The organism is Streptomyces sp. CNQ329 (genome assembly GCF_000482585.1).
The window spans coordinates 68,412-88,057 of sequence record NZ_AXVU01000020.1 but is presented as its reverse complement, the minus strand read 5'-3'; the positions used below and the strand labels follow the sequence as shown (position 1 = coordinate 88,057).

General features: G+C 70.0%; 25 protein-coding genes and 1 tRNA gene. 22 read left to right on the top strand and 4 right to left on the bottom strand.

What is annotated here, in order from left to right; all coding sequences use genetic code 11:
- Window positions 1–112 precede the first annotated feature (112 nt).
- A complete protein-coding gene (locus tag I003_RS0115780; protein WP_027772405.1) occupies window positions 113–1,612 on the bottom strand; it encodes an MDR family MFS transporter in 1,500 nt (499 codons plus the stop codon).
- A gap of 522 nt (window positions 1,613–2,134) precedes the next feature.
- Between I003_RS0115780 and I003_RS0115775 the strand changes: the two genes are divergently transcribed.
- Both I003_RS0115775 and I003_RS0115770 read left to right on the top strand, forming a co-directional pair.
- Window positions 2,135–2,590 (top strand): GntR family transcriptional regulator, encoded by a 456-nt coding sequence (locus tag I003_RS0115775; protein WP_027772404.1) that lies wholly within the window; start codon window positions 2,135–2,137, stop codon window positions 2,588–2,590.
- 10 nt (window positions 2,591–2,600) lie between these two features.
- Window positions 2,601–3,155, top strand: coding sequence for an HD domain-containing protein (locus I003_RS0115770; protein ID WP_199784306.1), 555 nt, complete (start codon window positions 2,601–2,603; stop codon window positions 3,153–3,155).
- Here the strand turns inward: I003_RS0115770 and I003_RS0115765 are convergent.
- Window positions 3,143–3,616 (bottom strand): NUDIX hydrolase, encoded by a 474-nt coding sequence (locus I003_RS0115765; RefSeq protein ID WP_027772402.1) that lies wholly within the window; start codon window positions 3,614–3,616, stop codon window positions 3,143–3,145. The genes I003_RS0115770 and I003_RS0115765 overlap by 13 nt on opposite strands.
- Window positions 3,617–3,619: 3 nt before the next feature.
- Entirely contained in the window at window positions 3,620–4,336 is a 717-nt protein-coding gene (locus tag I003_RS0115760; protein ID WP_078564057.1) for a helix-turn-helix domain-containing protein, read from the bottom strand.
- A 472-nt stretch (window positions 4,337–4,808) separates the two neighbouring features.
- On the opposite strand from I003_RS0115760, the gene I003_RS34260 reads away from it, so the two are divergent.
- The 18 genes from I003_RS34260 (at window position 4,809) to I003_RS0115665 (ending at window position 17,466) form a co-directional block, all read left to right on the top strand.
- The gene (locus tag I003_RS34260; RefSeq protein WP_158688984.1) at window positions 4,809–5,270 is read left to right on the top strand and encodes a protein kilB; all 462 of its coding nucleotides are present in this window, start codon (window positions 4,809–4,811) and stop codon (window positions 5,268–5,270) included.
- An 83-nt stretch (window positions 5,271–5,353) separates the two neighbouring features.
- Window positions 5,354–5,515 (top strand): hypothetical protein, encoded by a 162-nt coding sequence (locus I003_RS36085; RefSeq protein ID WP_158688983.1) that lies wholly within the window; start codon window positions 5,354–5,356, stop codon window positions 5,513–5,515.
- A 202-nt stretch (window positions 5,516–5,717) separates the two neighbouring features.
- Window positions 5,718–5,867, top strand: a complete 150-nt coding sequence (locus tag I003_RS36080) for a hypothetical protein (protein WP_158688982.1) — start codon at window positions 5,718–5,720, stop codon at window positions 5,865–5,867.
- On the top strand, window positions 5,867–6,040 hold the full coding sequence (locus I003_RS36075) for a hypothetical protein (protein ID WP_158688981.1): 174 nt from the start codon (window positions 5,867–5,869) through the stop codon (window positions 6,038–6,040). The genes I003_RS36080 and I003_RS36075 overlap by 1 nt, the downstream gene beginning before the upstream one ends.
- A 151-nt stretch (window positions 6,041–6,191) precedes the next feature.
- Window positions 6,192–6,593, top strand: coding sequence for a hypothetical protein (locus tag I003_RS0115735; protein ID WP_158688980.1), 402 nt, complete (start codon window positions 6,192–6,194; stop codon window positions 6,591–6,593).
- A gap of 88 nt (window positions 6,594–6,681) precedes the next feature.
- Window positions 6,682–6,948 carry a DUF6284 family protein gene (locus I003_RS0115730; protein ID WP_027772399.1) on the top strand — a complete coding sequence of 89 codons (267 nt, stop codon included), beginning with the start codon at window positions 6,682–6,684 and terminating at the stop codon, window positions 6,946–6,948.
- Window positions 6,945–7,601 (top strand): GGDEF domain-containing protein, encoded by a 657-nt coding sequence (locus I003_RS0115725; protein WP_027772398.1) that lies wholly within the window; start codon window positions 6,945–6,947, stop codon window positions 7,599–7,601. Before I003_RS0115730 ends, I003_RS0115725 begins: the two co-directional genes overlap by 4 nt.
- Complete coding sequence (locus I003_RS0115720; RefSeq protein ID WP_486584238.1) at window positions 7,598–8,620, top strand: DUF2637 domain-containing protein; 1,023 nt, start codon at window positions 7,598–7,600, stop codon at window positions 8,618–8,620. Before I003_RS0115725 ends, I003_RS0115720 begins: the two co-directional genes overlap by 4 nt.
- Window positions 8,620–9,003 (top strand): RRQRL motif-containing zinc-binding protein, encoded by a 384-nt coding sequence (locus I003_RS0115715; protein ID WP_027772396.1) that lies wholly within the window; start codon window positions 8,620–8,622, stop codon window positions 9,001–9,003. The genes I003_RS0115720 and I003_RS0115715 overlap by 1 nt, the downstream gene beginning before the upstream one ends.
- Before the next feature lie 85 nt (window positions 9,004–9,088).
- Window positions 9,089–11,320: a cell division protein FtsK gene (locus tag I003_RS0115710; RefSeq protein WP_027772395.1), complete on the top strand. Its 2,232-nt coding sequence runs from the start codon at window positions 9,089–9,091 to the stop codon at window positions 11,318–11,320.
- A 140-nt stretch (window positions 11,321–11,460) separates the two neighbouring features.
- Window positions 11,461–11,712 carry a hypothetical protein gene (locus I003_RS0115705; protein ID WP_027772394.1) on the top strand — a complete coding sequence of 84 codons (252 nt, stop codon included), beginning with the start codon at window positions 11,461–11,463 and terminating at the stop codon, window positions 11,710–11,712.
- Between the two features lie 17 nt (window positions 11,713–11,729).
- Window positions 11,730–11,924 (top strand): hypothetical protein, encoded by a 195-nt coding sequence (locus I003_RS0115700; protein ID WP_027772393.1) that lies wholly within the window; start codon window positions 11,730–11,732, stop codon window positions 11,922–11,924.
- A 14-nt stretch (window positions 11,925–11,938) separates the two neighbouring features.
- Window positions 11,939–12,427, top strand: a complete 489-nt coding sequence (locus I003_RS32325; protein ID WP_051368263.1) for a hypothetical protein — start codon at window positions 11,939–11,941, stop codon at window positions 12,425–12,427.
- A 12-nt stretch (window positions 12,428–12,439) separates the two neighbouring features.
- The gene (locus I003_RS0115690; protein WP_027772392.1) at window positions 12,440–13,243 is read left to right on the top strand and encodes a deazapurine DNA modification protein DpdA family protein; all 804 of its coding nucleotides are present in this window, start codon (window positions 12,440–12,442) and stop codon (window positions 13,241–13,243) included.
- On the top strand, window positions 13,240–14,124 hold the full coding sequence (locus I003_RS0115685) for a bifunctional DNA primase/polymerase (RefSeq protein ID WP_027772391.1): 885 nt from the start codon (window positions 13,240–13,242) through the stop codon (window positions 14,122–14,124). Before I003_RS0115690 ends, I003_RS0115685 begins: the two co-directional genes overlap by 4 nt.
- Window positions 14,125–14,485: 361 nt before the next feature.
- A complete protein-coding gene (locus I003_RS0115675; protein WP_027772389.1) occupies window positions 14,486–15,643 on the top strand; it encodes a DUF3631 domain-containing protein in 1,158 nt (385 codons plus the stop codon).
- Between the two features lie 172 nt (window positions 15,644–15,815).
- A complete protein-coding gene (locus tag I003_RS0115670; protein WP_027772388.1) occupies window positions 15,816–16,013 on the top strand; it encodes a helix-turn-helix domain-containing protein in 198 nt (65 codons plus the stop codon).
- Window positions 16,014–16,080: 67 nt separating this feature from the next.
- On the top strand, window positions 16,081–17,466 hold the full coding sequence (locus I003_RS0115665; RefSeq protein ID WP_027772387.1) for a tyrosine-type recombinase/integrase: 1,386 nt from the start codon (window positions 16,081–16,083) through the stop codon (window positions 17,464–17,466).
- Between the two features lie 43 nt (window positions 17,467–17,509).
- Here the strand turns inward: I003_RS0115665 and I003_RS0115660 are convergent.
- Window positions 17,510–17,583, bottom strand: a tRNA-Thr gene (locus I003_RS0115660).
- A 177-nt stretch (window positions 17,584–17,760) separates the two neighbouring features.
- On the opposite strand from I003_RS0115660, the gene I003_RS0115655 reads away from it, so the two are divergent.
- Together I003_RS0115655 and I003_RS0115650 are read left to right on the top strand one after the other, a co-directional pair.
- Window positions 17,761–18,900: a sn-glycerol-3-phosphate ABC transporter ATP-binding protein UgpC gene (locus tag I003_RS0115655; protein WP_027772386.1), complete on the top strand. Its 1,140-nt coding sequence runs from the start codon at window positions 17,761–17,763 to the stop codon at window positions 18,898–18,900.
- Between the two features lie 272 nt (window positions 18,901–19,172).
- A complete protein-coding gene (locus tag I003_RS0115650) occupies window positions 19,173–19,583 on the top strand; it encodes a hypothetical protein (RefSeq protein WP_027772385.1) in 411 nt (136 codons plus the stop codon).
- The last annotated feature ends 63 nt before the right edge of the window (window positions 19,584–19,646 follow it).

Here is a 19,646-nt window from a genome sequence, read left to right as displayed (position 1 = left end):
AAGCCCCGGTCCGTCCGGGCGGAGCATCCGCGCCCCGTCCTCGCCCCGTCTCGCACCGCTGCGCCGGCCGGCGCAGCGGTGCGAGCGGCCGGCGCCGGTGCCGGAGGGCTCGTCAGGCGGGCACCCGCTCGTCCGGGGCGGGGGCCGCGGACGGCTCGGCGGCGGGGGCCGGGTCGTCCTCGGGCGGGGTCTCAACCCGGCGGGGCAGCGTGGCCGCCAGCGCGATCATGGCCACCGCCAGCACCGCCGCCACGCCGAAGGCGAGTTTCATGCCGCCGACCTGGGCCGGGACGGGGTCCGTGCCGTCCGCCATCAGGCTCGTCGTGCGCGACGACATCACCGTCACCACCAGCGCCGTCCCGAACGCCGCCGCGACCTGCTGCAACGTGCCGAGGATGGAGCTGCCGTAGGAGTACAGGTGCGAGGGCAGCGCACCCATGCCGAGGGTGAAGACCGGGGTGAACGTCGCCGCCAGGCCGAGCATCAGCGCCACGTGCAGGACCAGGATCTGCCAGTACGGCGTCGTGGTCGAGATCTGCGTGTAGCCCAGGAGGCCGAACGCGATGGCGGCCGAACCCGGCACCACCAGCCGGCGGCTGCCGAACCTGTCGAACGCCTTGCCGACCGTCGGGCCCAGCATGCCCATCGCCAGGCCGCCCGGCATCACCAGCAGCCCCGTCTCCAGCGGGCTGAGGCCGCGTATGTTCTGCAGGTACAGCGGCAGCAGGATCATCGAGCCCATCATCGCCAGGAAGCCCACGGACATCACGGCCAGCGACCGGGTGAACGCCCCGTAGCGCAGGGTCCGCAGGTCCATCAGCGGGGTTCCCGTCCGCTGCAGCCGGAGCTGGCGGAAGGCGAAGAGGCCGATCGCGGCGACACCGGCGGCGGCGATGCCGATGCCGGCGCTCCTGCGGTCGCTCTCGCCGATCAGGCTCAGCCCGTACACCAGACCGCCGAAGCCGAGCGCCGCCACGCCGACGCTGACCCAGTCGATGGAGTCGGCCTTCGGCTCACCGACGTCCTCCAGCCGGCGCAGCCCGAAGACCGTCACCAGCCCGGCGATCGGCAGCACCGCCAGGAACAGCAGCCGCCACGAGCCGGCCTGCAGAATCACCCCGGACACCGTGGGCCCCAGCGCCGGCGCCGTCGACATCGCCAGGGTGACGTGGCCCATCACCTTGCCGAGATGCTCCGCGGGCACCACCGCCATCAGCGTGGTCATCAGCAGCGGCATCATCACCGCCGTCCCCGCGGCCTGCACGATCCGGCCCGCCAGCAGCACCGCGAACGTCGGCGCCACGGCCGAGATCACCGTGCCGGTGAGGAACGTGCTCATGGCGACCGTGTACGCCCTGCGGGTGGTGACCCGCTGCAGGAACCAGCCGGTGACGGGGATCACCGCGGCCATGGTGAGCATGAACGCGGTGGACACCCACTGCGCCGACTGCTCGGTGACGTCCATCGACTCCATCAGCCGCGGGATGGCGTTGATCATGATGGTCTCGTTGAGGATCACCACGAACGTCGCCAGAACCAGCAGCCGCACCACGGTCGGCGTCCGTCCCTCCGCCTCCGGGGCGGCAGATCGTTTCGCTCTCGCAGCTCGCATGTCAGCTCCTCGCTGGGGTTCCTGATCACAGTCACCTCGCAGCCGGAGGCCGCGGACTGGATGGTTCGGACGTTCCACCGAGGCAGACCGGCGGGCGCGCCGGAACTCATCGGCGTACCTGAGAGTCGCACGCCGGCGCCGGCGGCCGCCTCCGTATGACGGCGGCGCCGACCGTTCCCGTACGCGCAGAGATGCCGCAGGTCAGGGACGAAAGAGGAGCCCGGAAGGGGGGCGGTGGAGCCCCCTGTCGGATTCGAACCGACGACCTACGCTTTACAAGTTGTCCGATCTTGGTCCAGGCGTGTCCACGGGCGTCCGCGCCGCAGGTCTCGCACCAGCTCAGAGCCGATACCGGACTCCGATGGACGGTGGCGAACAGTCGCGGAACGAGGGGCGATTGAGACCACGACTGAGACCCCGCTGACCTCACGGGACGGGTCTCCCTGCTGCCCCCGCGTTGACACTGCGACGTGCCACTCTTGACTCTTAAAGCTTGACTCGGGCGAGCAGAAGGGAAAACGAGTGGCGCAGGCAAGCCCCCGGGGGACTTTCCTGGAAATCGCGGCAGAGGTGAGGGCGCAGATTGCGGACGACCCGGAGATGACGAGGCTGCCGACGGTCGCAGACCTCATGCAGCGTCGCAGGGTCTCGCGCGGGGTCGTGCTCCGCGCGTTCGACGTGCTCCGCGAGGAAGGCGTGGCAGAACCCGTGCCGGGTGGCCGGTGGCGCGTCGTCCGGGCCGATGAGCGGGTCGACCGTCGCCCGCTCGACGACCGCATCGCAGACATCATCACGGCTGATGGTCTCGAAGTGGGGCAACCATTCCCTAGCGCCTCTGCGCTTGCCGGGCGGTTCGGGGTCTCACGCCCCACCGTGACCAAGGCGCTCGACAAGCTAGAAGCCGCCGGCGTGCTGGCGAGCGAGGGGCAGGGCAAGGTGCGGACCGTCCGCGCCGTACCGGTTCACGAGGAGGGTTAACTTGTCGGATCTGGTCGCGTGGGCCTATCCACTCGCTGAGTCACTGCTCGCCGATCCGCTGCCGCGTCGGTGGGCGCACTCGCAAGGCGTGGCGCAACGCGCACGCGTCATTGCACCCGTGCTCGGGGAGGATGCGCCGCTGCTGGAAGCGGCTGCCGTCCTGCACGACATCGGATACGCACCCGACCTCGCCAAGACAGGCTTTCATCCGCTCGACGGGGCCCGCTACCTCCGGGACGTGGCCAACGCCGACGAGCGGATCGTGAACCTGGTCGCGCACCACTCCTGTGCGTGGCTGGAGGCGGACGCGCGTGGCCTGCGCGACGAGCTGGACGAGTTCCCTAGGGAGCTCCCGCACCTGAACGATGCCCTGTGCTTCTGCGACATGAACACCACACCGGACGGTACGCCCACGAACCCCATCGACCGGGTGAACGAGATCGCGGGACGGTACGGGCCAGAGAGCTTGATCGGAAAGTTCATCCGGCGAGCGGAGCCCGAGATCCTCGCGAGCACGTCGCGCGTGCTCGAACGGGTAGCGGCCGTGAAGCGTCAGCCGATGTAAGGGGCCACCCGCGTCCGATCCGTCGCGTGCTCGATCCGGAGTCGCATCGTGGGATGGATGTCGAGTTGTGACAGGTCCGCCGGGTCGACCCAGCGGACCTGTGTCGTCTCGTTGCTGGTACGCACCTCGCCGCCGACCGGACGGGCGCGAAAGCAGATGCTGAACTGCTGACGCACCTCGCCGTCGTCGTACTGCATCAGGTGCCCGGGGTCCGTGTAGATCCCGGACATGTCGACAACCTCGGCCTTGATGCCCGTCTCTTCCCAGACTTCGCGCACCACGGTGTCAGAGATCGACTCGCCCACGTCGTGCCCGCCGCCGGGCAGAGCCCAACGGCCGTTGTCGGACCGCTGGATCATGAGCACCTGTCCCGCTTCGTTCTGGACGAACGCCACGACGGAGGGCACCACGGAGTTTGCCGGCGGGGCGTCGGGGTCGTGAAGGTAGTCGATGCGTCCCATGCCTCACGCTCCTGTGATGTCGTGCTCGGTCACCGGCCTTGCGCCTTCCCAGGTCTGCTGAACGCTGTTGGCGAACGTGTCGAAAAGCCCCCCGCCGGGGAGTCGCCGCAGGTGAAGCACTGGGGCCAGGTAGGCACCGATACCGTACACGTGTGTGTTGACGAGCATCTCGTCATCCGCCCGATAGACCGAGTTGTAGAGCACGGTGTCGTGCAGCCGAAAGACGATCTCGGGGTGACTGGTGAACAGCGGGCGATAGTTGACCAGTGCGTTTCGGATCTTGCCATCCATGATGCGGTGTCCTTCATCGACACCACGGCGCATGACCGCTTCACACTCGGGATCGCCCATCAGGACACGGATGGCGACCTCCCGCGACTTCGCCTTGAGCACCGACAGGAAGCGCGGATCTTCCGCCAGGCCGATACCTGCATAGACGAGGATGTCGATCTGCCGCACCGCGCGCTCGCACATCTGCCGCCATAGATCGGTCGGGACGACATGGCGATGCGGATACGCCGTCAGGATCTCTGCTTTGCACAGGTCGGTTGCGCTGTCGACAGCACGCGAGTCGTCTTCCCACAGCGTCGTCACGTCAACGTTGAGCACGGATGCGGTGGCGTACTGATGGCGCCGGTACGGCACCTTGCCCTGCGTAATCCATCGCTCGACCGTCTTCGGGTTCACTTCGATCGCTTCTGCGAGCTGCTGAACAGTCATGTTCTGCGCTAAGAGAGTCGACCTCAGACGCTCGTTGGACATCTGCACCCCCGAGGGGACTTCTAGGGACGTCTTGACGGTAGCGAGATCTACCAGAGCTGTCCACGCATGGGGTGACCAACTCCCCTGACCTGCGGTGATTCTGATGGTGCGCCAAGAAGTCCCGGCACAACACCAAGAAGTTCGATCGGTGCGCTTGACCGAGCTTATGCAGTACCTGTAAAACAGGTACTGCAACGCCCTGACGGGCCCGCGGAAGCGGACTCAAGGGAAGCGAAGGCTGTTTGAGAACTCCACAGCGTGACGAGGTTCGTCGCCTCCTCCGATAAGGCGGCCGGCGCGGGGTGAAGCCCGCGCGCTCTTCGACTGCTCCGCAGCCCTGCCGGGTTGCGGCCGGTTGCCTCCTCCGTCCGTCCGGCCGTTGGCCGTACGGGCGGGGTGAGGGGAGCCGGAACCCCAAGGAGAAGACTTCATGATCACGACACTTGTTGCTGTTCTGGGCACGCTGGCCGGTGCGGTTGTTGCCGGGTTCATGCAGCACTTCACCGCGACGCGGAACGCGCGGACCGCGGCGGCCGAGCGGCGCCGGCAGGCGCTCGCCGACGCCGTTCCCGCGCTGCTGGCAGCGATCGTGACCCACCGCGAACACCAGTGGCTCAAGGTCGCGGCCCGCCGCGACGGACAGCCCGACACCACCGAGGCGCGGCAGGCCCGTTACGCCGCTCGGTCGGCGGTGACCAGCGCGATGGACACGCTGCACATGACCACCACCAACCGCACTCTGCTGGCGACGGCGCAGGAAGCCGTCAACGCGGCGATGGCCATCGGCGATGTGCCGGACGAGGAGCGGGACGCGGCCGGGCTGCGGGCCCGCCAGGCGCACACCGCGCTGCGCGAGGCCGGCGCCAAGGCGCTGTACGGCATTCAGATCTGACGGGCCGTCTGCGGCCCCGGCCACCGGCCGGGGCTGCGGGCAGTCGGCCAGAACAGGCCGAACCAACAAGAGGAGATTCCCTGATGAGTGACCACCGCGTCGACGGGATGCCCAACTACCTGACCCGGACCGCTGAGCTGTGCCAGAGCGTCGAGGACACCAGCGACCCGAGGTACGAGAACTACCACCAGAACATCAACGAGGTTCTGGACGTGCTGCACCCCAGCGACGACCAGAACAAGTAACGCCTGGCACCACCGCCCCGGCATCCATGCCGCGGAACGCGGTGGCCGGCTGCCTCTCCCGCCCGTCCGCACGCCCCCCGCCGGGTGTGCGTACGGGCGGGGGTGTGGGGAGTCGGGACAGTCCCGGCGGACGGCCCCGAGAGGTGTTCCAGCACCTCCCGGGGCCTTGATCAGCTCACCTACGAGTCAGGGAGTGATCCGTATGGAGCGTAGCAACGCTGCTGCTGAGTTGGAGGCTGCGCGGCAGGAGGCCGCGCGGGCGCTGGAGGAGGCGCAGCGCGCCGCCGCCGCCGCGGCGGAGTCGGCGCAGCGGCTTGCGGCGCAGCAGTCCGCGGCCGGGGGGCAGCACTGATGAGTCTCTACGGGCCTGACCCGGCCGCAGAACAGGCGCAGCAGTACGGCGAGGCCGTGAGCGCGTCGATCGCCAGCGCGGACCCGCCCATGTCGGGTGCGGAGCTCGCGTGGGCGCAGCAGGAGGCACGCGGCGCCTTGGAGGACGCCGCGCACCTGACCGACCAGTCCTGACAGCCCGTGGACTGGCATCCGCCAGTGCCGTTGCTTGAAATCCCTGGTCCCGTCGCCTACGCGCGGCGGGTCGGCTGCCTCTCCCGCCCGTCCGCACACTGCCTCACCGGTGGCGTGCGTACGGGCGGGGGTGCGGGGAGCCGGAATCCCGGTGTCCACACCGACCTTCGAGGGGGAACCTCCCATGCTGCTCGCCATCGGTGACGTCGTCCGTATCCGTCGCGACAGGTCGCTGGGCACGGTGGCCGGTATCGCCAGTCACCGCGTCGGCAACGTGGTCGACGTCCAGATGAACGGCACCACGCTTCAGCCGGTCCGACCGCAGGACATCGAGTTGGTCGCCCGCGGCTTCAAGCCGATGACGACCGGCCGCGCGGTGGCCACCCTGCTGTTCTTCCTGCTCGGGATCGCCTCCGCCGTCGCCAACGTCGTCTACGTGCGCGACCTGGGCGCCAACTGGGCCCTGGTCTTTTTCGTGGCCGTCACCTCGGTCACCGCCGTGACCGGCGGTCTGATCAACCTGTTCAACCGGCCACGCCGGGTCCACGTCTGAACCTGCTTCCACCCCTTACGGCGCACCCCCCGAAGTAGCCGCTTCGGGGGGTGCTGTCGGGCCGTCCCACAGGAAGGGCACACGACCCATGACCAGTATTGCCGCACCTGAAGTGTCCGGAACCGCTGACACGTCCGGCCGTGAGCCGACGCCGGCCGAGTTGGACGCGATCGAAGCCGAGATGCCCGTCATCCACGCGGAGATCGCGTTGCTGGACGCGCAGATCACCACCCTGGACCGGGTGCCGGGCGAGCTGGACACCCGGCGCTTGCGCCGGGCCCGCCGCCGGGTGCTCACCGCCCGCCGCGCGCTCGCCAACCGCCGCACTACGGACACGACGGGCGGTGCCGCATGAGCGCGTTCCTTCCCGCCGCTGCGGCGGCCGTGCCGGCGCTGACCGGCTGGACGGCCCACACGCTGTGGCTGCGCCGCCGCCTTGAGCTGGCCCGCCGCGACCCGCTGACCGGGCTGTGGACGCGGGATGCGTTCGAGCGGCGCGCCGGCCGTCTGCTGCGCCATGGGCTGTGCGCGGTGCTGGTCATCGACCTGGACGACTTCAAGACCGTCAACGACCGCTACGGGCATGCCGCGGGCGATGACGTCATCCGCGGCGTGGCCGCGAGCCTGACCGACGCGCTCGACGGACGGCCCGGCGCGGTCCCCGCCCGGCTGGGTGGCGACGAGTTCGCTGCCGTCGTGCCGCTGCCGACCGAGATGGGCCTGCCGTGGCTGCTGCGCGGCCTGCACGACGAGATCACCGTACCGACCCGCGTCGGCGGGCGGGAGGTGACCGTGGGCGCGTCCATCGGCGCGTGCTGGACCGGCGACGCCCCCGAGCTGGACTTGTCGGCCGCGCTGAGGCGGGCCGATGAGGCGATGTACATCACCAAGCGCGACGGCGGCGGCTGGCTCATCGCCGCCCCCGACGCGCCCCCGCTCGCCACACGCAACGGCCGCCGTGTCGGCCGCGACGGCACCCACACGGCACCCCGAGGAGATGCGGCATGAACTTCTCCACGATGAGTCCGGGTCAGATCCGGTCGGCTGAGCGCACCCTGTCGGTGGGCACGTGGGGCATCACGCTGGGCGCGATGCTGTTCTCGGTCCTCACGGTGACGCCGCTGGTTCGCGGTGTCGCCCCGGAGGGCTGGCAGTGGACCGCGCCGATTCTGCCGCTGGTTGTCGACGCGGCCGTGGTGATCGTGGTGCGGCTGGACTCCACCGTTGCACGGCTGGGCGGGACGGCGGGCAGGTGGCCGGCGGTCCTGCGCTGGCTGACCGGGATCATGACCCTGGCGTTGAACGTCGGGCATTCCGCTTTGCACGGCGATGCTGTGGGGGTGGCCGTTCACGCGGTCGCACCCACGCTGCTCATCGTCACCGCCGAAGCCGGACTCGCCTACCGCCGCGCGATCACCGACGCGCTTGAACGCATCGAGCGTGAACAGCGTGAACAGCGCGAGCGTGAACGCCACGAGCGCGAGCAGCGTGAACAGGCTGCGCGGCGCGAGCGTGAACAGCGTCAGGCCGACGCTGAACGCCGCGAGCGTGAACAGCGCGAGCACGCCGAGCGGCTGGAGCAGCAGCGCGCGGAGCGGGAAGCCGCAGAGCGGCGTGAGCAGCGCGAGCACGAGGAACGGCTGCGCCGTGAGGAACTGGAACGCCAGGAGCGCGAGCGGGCCGAACAGCGCGCCTTCGAACTGGCTCGTGAGGAACGTGAACGGGCCGAGCGTGAGCGCCGTGAACAGGTGGAGCGCGAGCAGCGTGAACACCGTGAACGGCAGGCCCGTGAACACACTCCGGCTGCCGGGCGTGAACGCCTCACCAAGCCGCACGGGGTGGCCGGGCGCAAGCCGGTGAACACCACCGTGGTGGCGAAGATGAACGAGGCCGAAGCGCTTGAGGCCGTGCGGGCCGGAGCCGCTGCTGGGCATTCCGTTCGGCAGATCGCGCAGCACACCGGGTGGTCCGTCGGCTGGATCAGTGCCCGCCTGCACGAGGCCCGTGACGAACCGGTGGCGTCCTGATGTCCGCCGCGTTCGGCAAGTGCTACGACCCGCAGGGGGTGCGCTACGGCATCCCGACCTACCCGTGGCGCTTCGCGCCGGATGGCCTGGCGACCCGTCGTCAGCTCCGGGCCCGTGGGCTGCGGCCGGGCGGGCAGGACATCGCCGCGCAGGTCATGCGCGCCAACTGCCGGCGCGGTGGGGTGCGGGTGGCGTACCTGTACCGCTGCGACCTGGCCAAGCCGGTACGGCCGATGACCTCCCGCAAGTGGGCCGCGCTCGCTTTGGCGATGCGCGCCCGCCGCACCTGCCCGCAATGCGGGAAGGACGCCGGGTACTGCATCCCCCGCTCTCTCGGCATGTGCGTGACCTGCGCTTATCCCGAGGAACAGCGCGCTGCCTGAACCACCCTCGCAAGCAGGGTCCGGCCGGTCGACCTTCCACAGCACGCCGGCCGGACCCGTCGACTCCCGAAGGAGTAGCTACATCGTGACGGAAACCATCGCCTTCCCGCCCCCGGACGGTCCGGAGGGCACCGAGCAGCCGACGGCCGACATCGTGCCGTTTCCCCTGAAGAAGCCGACCGATCCCGCCGCGCCGGCCGCCCCGAGTGAAGGTGTGGCCAAGCCCGGGGAGTGGGAGGCCGAACTGCCCGACACCGACGACCCGGAGGCCGAAGGGCTGAGCGACGGGGAGCCGGTCGACCCGCCGCGGGAGGTCTACCCGCCGTCGGTCGCGGAATGGATGCAGGCCAAGGACAAGGCCCGGTTGCCGGTGCTGCCGGACTGGGTGAAGCTCCCCGACCAGCGCACGGCCGTCCGCAAGTGGGCGGTGCGGCACTACTCGGCTGTGGTCGGCTATCACGCGATCCGCCTCCCGCTGGTCTACACGCCGAAGATCTGCGCCTACGCGCCGCGCGGTGCGTGGCGTTGGTCGGCCGGGGTCGGCCGGTGGGTGTTCGACGCTGAGGGCAAGTCGCTGCGGCTGGCGGCCGTGGCCGATGAGGACGCAGCGGAGTACCTGAAGCTGTCGCGGCAGCGCAACGACCGCGTAAGGCTGCGGGGGATCGTGGCGACGCTCGCCGGTTTCATCGGCCTGGCCGCTGCGTTGACCGTGTACGTCATGGCGCCGTCGTGGCTGTTGCTGCTATCCATCGCCGCCCTGACGACCACGCTCGGGGTGGCGGGGGCGCCGGCGGACCGGCCGCTGATCGACAGGGCCAAGGTGACGTTCCGCAAGCGCAAGCTGTCCTCGGACATCGTCATCCGGGCGCACGAGGTTGCCGGGCTGACCAGCAAAGACCAGACGATCGCGTTCCCGCGGCCGATCGGCCGGGACGGCGACGGCTGGCGCGTGATTGTGGATCTGCCCTACGGCAAGTCCTTCAAGGACGCGCTCAACGCCCACACCAAGCTCGCGTCGGGCATGGACATCGCCGCCACTCAGCTCTTCCTCGACAAGGACGAGTCGAGTGAGCGCAGGGTGGCGTACTGGATCGCCGACCGTGACCCGCTGGCCGTGCCGTCGGGCAAGTCGCCGCTGCTGGGGGCGACGCGGGTGGACTTCTGGAAGCCGTTCCCGTGGGGTGTGGACGAGCGCGGTAACCCGGTCATGGCGACCATGCTGTGGCTGTCGCTGCTGGTAGGAGCGGTGCCCCGGCAGGGCAAGACGTTCTCCGCCCGCACGATCGCGCTGGCCGCCGCGCTGGACCCGTACGTGCGGCTGTACGTGTTCGACGGCAAGGCATCGCCGGACTGGCGCAAGTTCACCAAGGTCGCCCACCGCATCGCGTTCGGCATCGTCCCCAAGGACGGGTTCGACCCGGTGGTGCACCTGCTGACCTCCTTGCGGGAGCTGAAGGCGGACGTCGAGGACCGCTACCACCGGCTCTCTGAGCTGCCGCTGCACATCTGCCCGGAGGGCAAGCTGACCCCGGAGATCAGCCGGGACAAGAAGCTGAACATGCCCCTGACCCTGTTCGTGATCGATGAGGTGCAGGAGTACCTACAGCACCCCGAGCACGGCAAGGAGATCCTGTCGCTCCTGGTCTACCTCGCCCGGGTCGCCCCCGCGGTGGGGGTGTCGGTGATGACGTCCACGCAGAAGCCGGACGACAAGGCGTGCCCTTCGGAGCTGCGCGACCAGCACCAGGCCCGGTTCGCGCTGCGGGTCGGCGCCTACCAGGTCTCGGACACCATCCTCGGCGCGGGCTCGTACTCCGAAGGTCTGGATGCGTCCAAGCTGCTGAAGTCCCACAAGGGCGTGGGCCTGCTCAAGGGCATGTCCGACGACTCCGGGATCGTGCGCACCTACCTCGCCGACGGCCGCGACGCCGAACGCATCCTGACCCGCGCCGCCGCGCTGCGGGAAGCCGAGGGCACCCTGACCGGCGACGCGGCCGGCGAGGCACCCGCACCGGAGGTATCCGCCACGGTCCTGGACGACGTGGCGGCCGTGCTCGGCAAGGGCGAGGCCAAGGTGTGGTCCGAAACGCTGGTCGACCGCCTGGCCGACCTGCGCCCCGAGACCTACGGGCCGTGGGCCGAACTGGACGCCAAGCCCAAGGCCGAAGCGCTCACCACCGCCCTCAAGCCGTTCGGCGTGGCCACCGAGCAGATCAGCCGCCGCATCGACGGCAAGACGGTCAACAAGCGCGGCATCAAGCGCGACGACCTCACCGCCGCGATTACGGAACGCAACAAGAATCGGGACGCCGGATAGGTCACCAGGGTCGCTTGCGCAAGCATCGCCCGTCGCTTGCGCAAGCGACCCCGCTAGCAACCAAAACCGCCCCTGATCAGGAAGCTAGCGAACAGCGACTCACCTGCGGAAACCTTCAAATCCTGCCTGAGAGGCACCTGATGAGCCTTCCTCTGCTCGCTTTCACCTGCCTGGCGTTCGTCGCTCTCTGTTACTGCGGTAAGTGCTGGCTGAGCCCGTTCGGCAACTGCCGCAAGTGCTCCGGCATCGGCCACAAGCTCAAGGCCGACCGCAAGGGGCGGCTCAAGCGCGGCCGTGACTGCCGCCGCTGCGACGCCACCGGCAAACGCATCCGCGTCGGCCGCTGGATCTACAACCGCGCCGCGCGCACCTACCGCGCCGGCACCCGCTAACCCCGCCCGGAGGATCCGTGACGCTCACCATCCCGCTCGTTCTGCTCCTCGCCGTCCTCGTCGTGCTCCTACTGCGCTTCCGCGCCGTCGGCGCAGGCGCGGCCGTCGCCGTCGCCCTGTTCGGCTTCTACCTCGCCGGCACCGACGCCGCACCCACCGTCAACAACCTCGTTTCCGCCTTCGCCGACGCCGCCCGCGACATCGGCAACTAACAGGAGGCAGCGCCATGTCCGCCCCGCCGTTTGAGCCGCGCCCCAAGGTGGGCCCCCGGCGCCCCGAAGCCGACGACCTGATCGCCGCCGTTGAGGACGCGATCGCCGCACGGCCCACGCACTACCGCGACGACAGCCCCCTGCCGAAGGTCGGCCCCACACCGCCGGTCGCACAGCCCGGACGGCCGCCGATGAGCCAGGCCGCCACCGACGCCTCCGGGCTGATGCTCGCCGGGGGCGTGTGCTCCCTCGGTGTCGGCGGCGCCGTCTCCCTCGTGCTGGTCGCGTCCGGCTACGCCGACCCGGCGGTCGTCGCTCTCCTCTGCGCCACACCGCCCGTCGCGCTGCTGTCCCTGAAAGGGCTGGTGAAGGCGCTCGGGAAGGCCGCGAAGGAAGCGACCCCCGAGGAGCACCACCACCACTACGCGGGGCCCGTCGTGCAGAACCACCGCACGGCCCACATCCGCAAGGCCACGTTCAAGCGCAACACCATCAACGGCTGAGGAGGCCCCGCCTTGCGCTTCTACCTGACCACCCACAAGCGGCACTGGGTCAAGCTGACCGACAAGCCGCTGTTCCTCAAGTCGGAGCACTTTGCCGGCGCGCGGGAGCTCCCCGCCGCGACCGGCCCGTACGCCGTCGACTCCGGCGGCTTCATGGAGCTGAAGGCCCGGGGCGCCTGGACTCGCACGCCCCGGCAGTACGTGACCGATCTCCGGCGGATCTTCGAGCACGTGGGCCCGTACGACTGGGCCGCGCCGCAGGACTGGATGTGTGAGGACGCCATCATCCACGGGGGCACCTTCGGCGGACAGCACTTCGTCGGCACCCACCTGAGCGTCGCTGAGCACCTGCGCCGCACCGTGGCGAACTTCCTGGAACTGCGTTCTCTCGCCCCCGACTTGCGGATCATCCCCGTGGTGCAGGGGCGGCGGGTTGCGGACTACGAGCACTGCTTGAGCCTTTACGACCGGGCCGGAGTGGACCTGCGGCGTGAGCCGGTGGTGGGGCTGGGGTCGGTGTGCCGGTTGCAGTCCACGCGCGAAGGTGCCGCGATCGTCACGGCTATGGCTGCGCACGGGCTCAAGCTGCACGGCTTCGGCTTCAAAACCCTCGGGCTGGCCAAGGTCGGCCACCTGCTCGCTTCCGCGGACTCTGCGGCGTGGAGCTACCACGCCCGCCGCCGGCCGCCCATGCCCGGCCACACGCACAAGAACTGCGCCAACTGCCTGCCCTACGCCCTGAACTGGCGCACCCGCGTCCTCACCGCAATCCCCACCCACCGGCAGACCGTCCTCACTGATCGGAGGGCAGCATGAACGAGGACCTGATGCGCGCCGCCCTGGACGCCGCAGGACGCGGCTGGCCGGTGTTCCCGCTGCGCCCCAACGCCAAGCGGCCCGCGCTGCACAGCGCAGCCCGGTGCCCCGGCACCGGAGCCTGCACGGACGGGCACCGCAAGTGGGAGCAGCGCGCCACCACCGACCCGGACCGTATCCGCGCTGCGTGGTCCGCGGGCGCGTTCAACATCGGGGTTGCGACCGGGCCGGCCGGGCTGGTCGTCATCGACCTGGACGTGGCCAAGGGCAAGCAGGACGCGCCTGGCGGCGCGGCGACCTTCAAGGCGCTCTGCGAGCGCACCGGCCAGCCGGTACCCGCCACGTTCACGCTGCGGACCGCAAGCGGCGGTGAACACCGGTACTTCACCGCACCGCCCGGCGTCCGGCTGGGCAACACCGCGGGCACCCTCGCACCGCACGTCGACACCCGCGCGTGGGGCGGCTACGTCGTCGCCGTGGGCAGCACCATCGACGGCCGCGCCTACACCGTCACCGACCCGGCGCCGCCCGCGCCGCTGCCCGCGTGGCTCAGCGCCGCTCTGACGCCCTGCGCGCGTCCGACCGGATCCGTGGCCACTCCGCGTTCTGGGAACGCGTCTGCGTACGCGTCAGCCGCGCTGCAAGGCGAGAGCACCAACGTCCGCAACGCCCCCGAGGGGCAGCGGGACGCGACGCTGTTGCGTGCCGCGCGGGCCCTGGGGCGGCTCATCGCGTCTGGCGACCTCAGCCGGGCGGAAGTTGAGGAGGCTCTTCAGGGGAGCGGGGAGGCGGCCGGTCTGCCGGCGCGGCAGTGCGCCTCCACCATCCGCTCGGGACTCGACTGGTCCATCGCCCACAACCCACAGGGCAGGGCGGCATGAACCGGGCCCGATCCTCCCCCCTGAAGAGCCTCAACCGCACCGCCCCCGGCACTGAGCCCGCGGGCATCACCGCACCGGCCACGGACGCAGGCGCCCGACAGGGAGTCGCCCGTCAGGGCGTCCCTTCAGCCCTTCCCCCGCGCCCATCGCGTGCCGACAACGCGGCCGGGGGCGGCCGTTACGTGGTCGCGTGGCTGCACGTGTCCGCACCGGCCCGCGCCGTGCCTTCGGCCCGGTCGGTGTGCCTGTGCGGCTGGGACCAACGCGCCATCGGCCGCCCGCGCGTACTGGCGCTCATCGACGCACACACGGCCCACCGCGACACCTGCCCGCTGCGCAACTCCGAAGGAAGGTCCGCCGCATGACCCCCACCCTCAACGGGGCGGCGCTGTTGGACGAGGTGGAAGCCTTCCACCGCCGCTTCAACGTCTTCCCCACCGAAGCCGCCTACGTCGCCGTCGCGCTCTGGGACGCACACGCGCACCTGCTCGACTGCTTCGACTCCACCCCCCGACTCGCCTTCCTCTCCCCGGAACCCGGGTCGGGGAAGTCCCGGGCACTGGAGATCGTAGAGACGCTGGTGCCGCACCCGATGACCGCCGTCAACGCCTCCGCTGCCGCGCTGTTCCGCGCGGTGTCCGGCCCGGACGGCAGGCCCACGATCCTCTTCGATGAGATTGACACCATCTTCGGGCCCAAGGCCGGGGACAACGAGGAACTACGAGGGTTCCTCAACGCAGGCCACCGCCGTACCGGGGTCACCTACCGGTGCATCGGCGACGGCGGCAACCAGACCGTCCAAGCCTTCCCGTCCTACTGCGCGGTCGCGGTCGCCGGACTCGGCTCCCTGCCGGACACGATCCTGACCCGCTCCGTCGTCATCCGCATGCGCCGCCGCGCCCGCGCCGAACGGGTGGAACCGTTCCGTGCCCGGATGCACGAGGGCGAGGGGCACAAGCTCAGGGACCGGCTGAGCACGTGGGCGGAAGGCGCCCGCGGGTTCGTGATGGACCGGTGGCCCGAGATGCCCGAGGGAGTCACCGACCGGCCCGCCGACGTGTGGGAGCCGCTGCTGGCCATCGCCGACGCCCTAGGCGGCCACTGGCCCGACCGCGCCCGCGCCGCGTGCGCCACCCTGGTCAAGGCATCCCAGCACACCGACAAACACAGCCTCGGCATCCGGCTGCTCACCGACCTGCGTGACCACGTGCTCATCGGTATCGACCGCCTGCCCACCATCGCCATCCTGGACCGGCTCAACGCCCTCGACGACGCCCCGTGGGCCGACCTCGGTGGCAAGCCGCTCGACAACCGGCGCCTGGCCCGGATGCTCGCCGACTACATGACCGCCGACAACGAGCCCATCCGGTCCCGCAACATCCGCACCGCCGGCGGAGTCCTCAAGGGCTTCCACGCCGAAGACCTCGAAGACGCCTGGGCCCGCTACTGCCCCCCACCCCAGGCATCCGCTACATCCGCTACGCCGCTACAGCCCAGCTCACAGCCGGTGAATCTGTAGCGGCAAACCCCGATGTAGCGGCTACACCGCTACGCACCCGTAGCGGGCGTAGCCGCTACACGCTACCTATCCGCTACAAAAATCATGCCGCTGACCTGCAATGTAGCGGTGTAGCGGATGTAGCGGAGCCCAGAGAAGGTAGCCGACATCTCACCCGAGGAGGCTGCACCGCATGAGCACCACCGCCCCTCCTGCTGACCGGCTCCTCTACACCCCGAAGGAAGCCGCCGGCGTGCTCGCCATCGGCCGCTCGACGCTCTACGAGCTGATGGCGGCAGGCGCCGTGAAGTACATCAAGCTGGGCCGCTGCCGCCGCATCCGCCGGAGCGACCTGGAGAGCTACGTGGCGGGCCTCTCCCCCGCCGCCTGAACAACCGCGCCGAACGAGGCGGCTCCGGACTTCGGTCCGGGGCCGCCTTTCTGCATGGAGGAAGTGCATGAGCCCACGCAAGCCCAACATGGAGTCATCCGTCTACTTCGGCAGCGACGGATGGTGGCACGGTCGCGTCACCATGGGTGTCAAGGCTGACGGCAGCCCCGACCGCCGGCACCGCCGCGCCCGTACCGAGACGGAGGTACGCCGCAAGGTCAGGGCCCTGGAGAAGCTCCGGGACGACGGCCGGGCGCCCAAGGCGGGCCGGGTGCCCACCGTGGAGCAGTGGATGACGACCTACCTCACCACCATCGCGAGCCTGAAACTCCGGCCCCGCTCTCTGGATGACTACTGGTCCAAGACCCGCAACGACATCGTTCCCGGCGTCGGCAAGCACCGGCTCGACAAGCTGGCACCGGAACATCTGGAGACCATGTACGCCGCGATGCTCGCCGACGGGCACGCCCCCTCGCACGTGCTCAAGGTGCACCGCATCCTGTCCCGAGCGCTGAAGATCGCCCACCGCCGCCGCATCATCGCCGAGAACGTCGCCACGCTCGTTGATCCGCCCACCCAGGAGGAGACCGAGGCGAACCCCTTCACCCAGAAGGAGGCCAAGGCGTTCCTCGAAGCTGCGGCGAAGCGGCCCACGTTCATGCGGTGGGTCGTCGGGGTCGGGATGGGCTTCCGGCAGGGCGAGACGCTTGGGCTCCGCTGGCCCTACGTCGACCTCGACAACGAGCTGATCCACCCGCAGTGGCAGCTACAGCGCCTGAACTGGCGACACGGCTGCAAGGACCCGCACGCCTGCGGCGCACGGCTCCACCGCTTCGAGCCCTGCGCAGAGGACTGCACCCGGCACAAGTCGTACACGCGTGGTTGTCCTAAGCCGTGCCCGAAGGGCTGTATCCGGCACGCCAGCACGTGCCCGGAGCGAAAGGGCGGCGGACTCGCCTTCACCCGGCCCAAGACGAAGAAGAGCACGAACCCTGTCCCCATCCCGCCGCCGTTCATCCCCCACCTGCGTGAGCACAAGACACAGCAGGAGGCATCGCGCGCCGCCGCGGGCGAGCTGTGGCAAGAGCACGAGGTGGTGTTCGCACGGCCGGACGGGCGTCCGCTGGACCCGCGGGCCGACTGGGAGGAATTCAAGGAGCTGCTCGCCGAAGCGGGCATCGATGACCGGCGCCTCTACGACGGCAGCCGCCACACCGCCGGCACGATCCTGAACGAGCTGGGGGTGGACATGCCCACCATCATGGAGATCCTCCGGCACACCCAGATCAGCCAGACACGGCGGTACGTCAAGGGACGGTCCCACCTCTCGAAGGACGCCATGCGCCGCGTGGGAGACACCTTCATGCCCCGCCCCGGGGCCACCTCTGAGACCAGGACTGAGACCAGGGACACACGCGCCGCCCGGGCACGGCGCCGCCGACGCATCCGATAGCGGAAAACCCCAGCTCAGAGCACGTCTGGGCTGGGGCAGTCGGAGCCCCCTGTCGGATTCGAACCGACGACCTACGCTTTACAAGAGCGTTGCTCTGACCAGCTGAGCTAAGGAGGCGCGCCCGTCAGTGTAACCGGGGTGCGGGGCGGCGCGGTGATGTGTTTTCGGGACCTTCGAGGTGGTGACAAGGGGCCTGACCGGCAGGTACGGTCAGCGCCAGGGTTCACTCAGTGGACTACACCACATCCTTTACTCGGATCGTCCGGCACGTTCCTGCCGGTGAAGGGAAACACCATGGCAACCGTTTCGTTCGACAAGGCCACCCGGATCTACCCGGGCTCCGAGAAGCCCGCGGTCAGCGAGCTGGAGATCGCCATCGAGGACGGCGAGTTCCTCGTTCTGGTCGGCCCGTCCGGCTGTGGCAAGTCGACCTCCCTGCGCATGCTCGCGGGTCTGGAGGACGTGAACTCCGGCACCATCCACATCGGCGACCGCGACGTCACGCACCTGCCCCCGAAGGACCGGGACATCGCCATGGTGTTCCAGAACTACGCGCTCTACCCGCACATGACCGTCGCCGACAACATGGGCTTCGCGCTCAAGATCGCCGGCGTGCCGAAGACCGAGATCCGGCAGAAGGTCGAGGACGCCGCGAAGATCCTCGACCTCACCGAGTACCTCGGCCGCAAGCCGAAGGCCCTCTCCGGCGGTCAGCGGCAGCGTGTCGCGATGGGCCGCGCGATCGTCCGCGAGCCGCAGGTGTTCCTCATGGACGAGCCGCTGTCGAACCTCGACGCCAAGCTCCGCGTCCAGACCCGTACGCAGATCGCCGGCCTGCAGCGCCGCCTCGGCGTCACCACCGTGTACGTCACCCACGACCAGGTCGAGGCCATGACCATGGGCGACCGGGTCGCCGTGCTCAAGGACGGCCTGCTGCAGCAGGTCGCCACGCCGCGCGAGATGTACGACAAGCCGGCGAACCTCTTCGTCGCGGGCTTCATCGGCTCCCCGGCGATGAACCTGGTCGAGGTGCCGATCACCGACGGCGGCGTCAAGTTCGGCAACAGCGTCGTGCCCGTCAGCCGCGAGGCCCTGGCCGCCGCGTCCGACAAGGGCGACCGCACGGTCACCGTCGGCGTCCGGCCCGAGCACTTCGACGTGGCCAACGGCGACGCGCCCGCGGACGCCAAGAGCCTGTCGAAGGAGGAGGGCGGCGCTCCGGCCGGTCTGCCCGTCACGGTCAACGTCGTCGAGGAACTGGGCGCCGACGCCTACGTCTACGGCTCCGCGAACGTCGGCGGCGAGGACAAGGACCTGGTCGTCCGCGTCTCCGGCCGCGCCGTGCCGGACAAGGGCGCCACGCTGCACATCGTCCCGCGCTCCGGCGAGACGCACGTGTTCTCCACCTCCACCGGCGCGCGGCTCAGCGACTGACGGACTGAGCGACACAGCCGGGCAGTTCCCACGGAACGGCGCCGCAGCCCTCGCGGGGGTGCGGCGCCGTTGCGCTTTCCCGTGCGCGCTTCCGGCCGTACGCATCCGCGCCTACGCCGTACGAAGGGGAGCCGCCCATCGGCAAGTGCGTCGGAAAGTCCGCCACTCCGTTCGACCTCCGCGTCAACCCGGAATTCGAATGTCCCGGCCAACCGCGCTCATAAGAGTGACGCACGGCCATCGAGCAACTACCGGCCGCTACCATCGCCCTCGTGAAACAGGCAGCACGCCGTATCGGCAGAACCATCGCATTCGTCCTTCCCGTCGTACTCGTTCTCTCGGGTACGCTCGCGGTCGCGACCGTCCCCTGGGCGTCTCCCTCGACCGATTCCCGGATGCTCAGCGCCTCCGCGGAGAGTGCCGCGGCCAGGTCCGCCCGCGCCCCGCAGGAGGTGCTGCGGGACCGGCTCATCGCCGAGTTGCAGGAGAAGGATCCGGGCTCCGCGCTCACGCAGTTGCAGCGCGAGGTGCACGCCCGGCCGTCGCTCGCGCGGCACTGCGCCGGCATCGCCCGCGCGCTGGGCGAGGCGGCGGTGGCCAAGTACGGGGTCAGCCGCGCGCAGTCGTTCTCGCGCCCGGTGTGCGACACCGCGTTCGCGTCCGGGGTCGTCACGGCCCAGTAGGAGACCGTCCGGTACCGGCCGGAGCCGAGGACCCCGCGCCCGCGGACCGTTGCTACCGGCCGG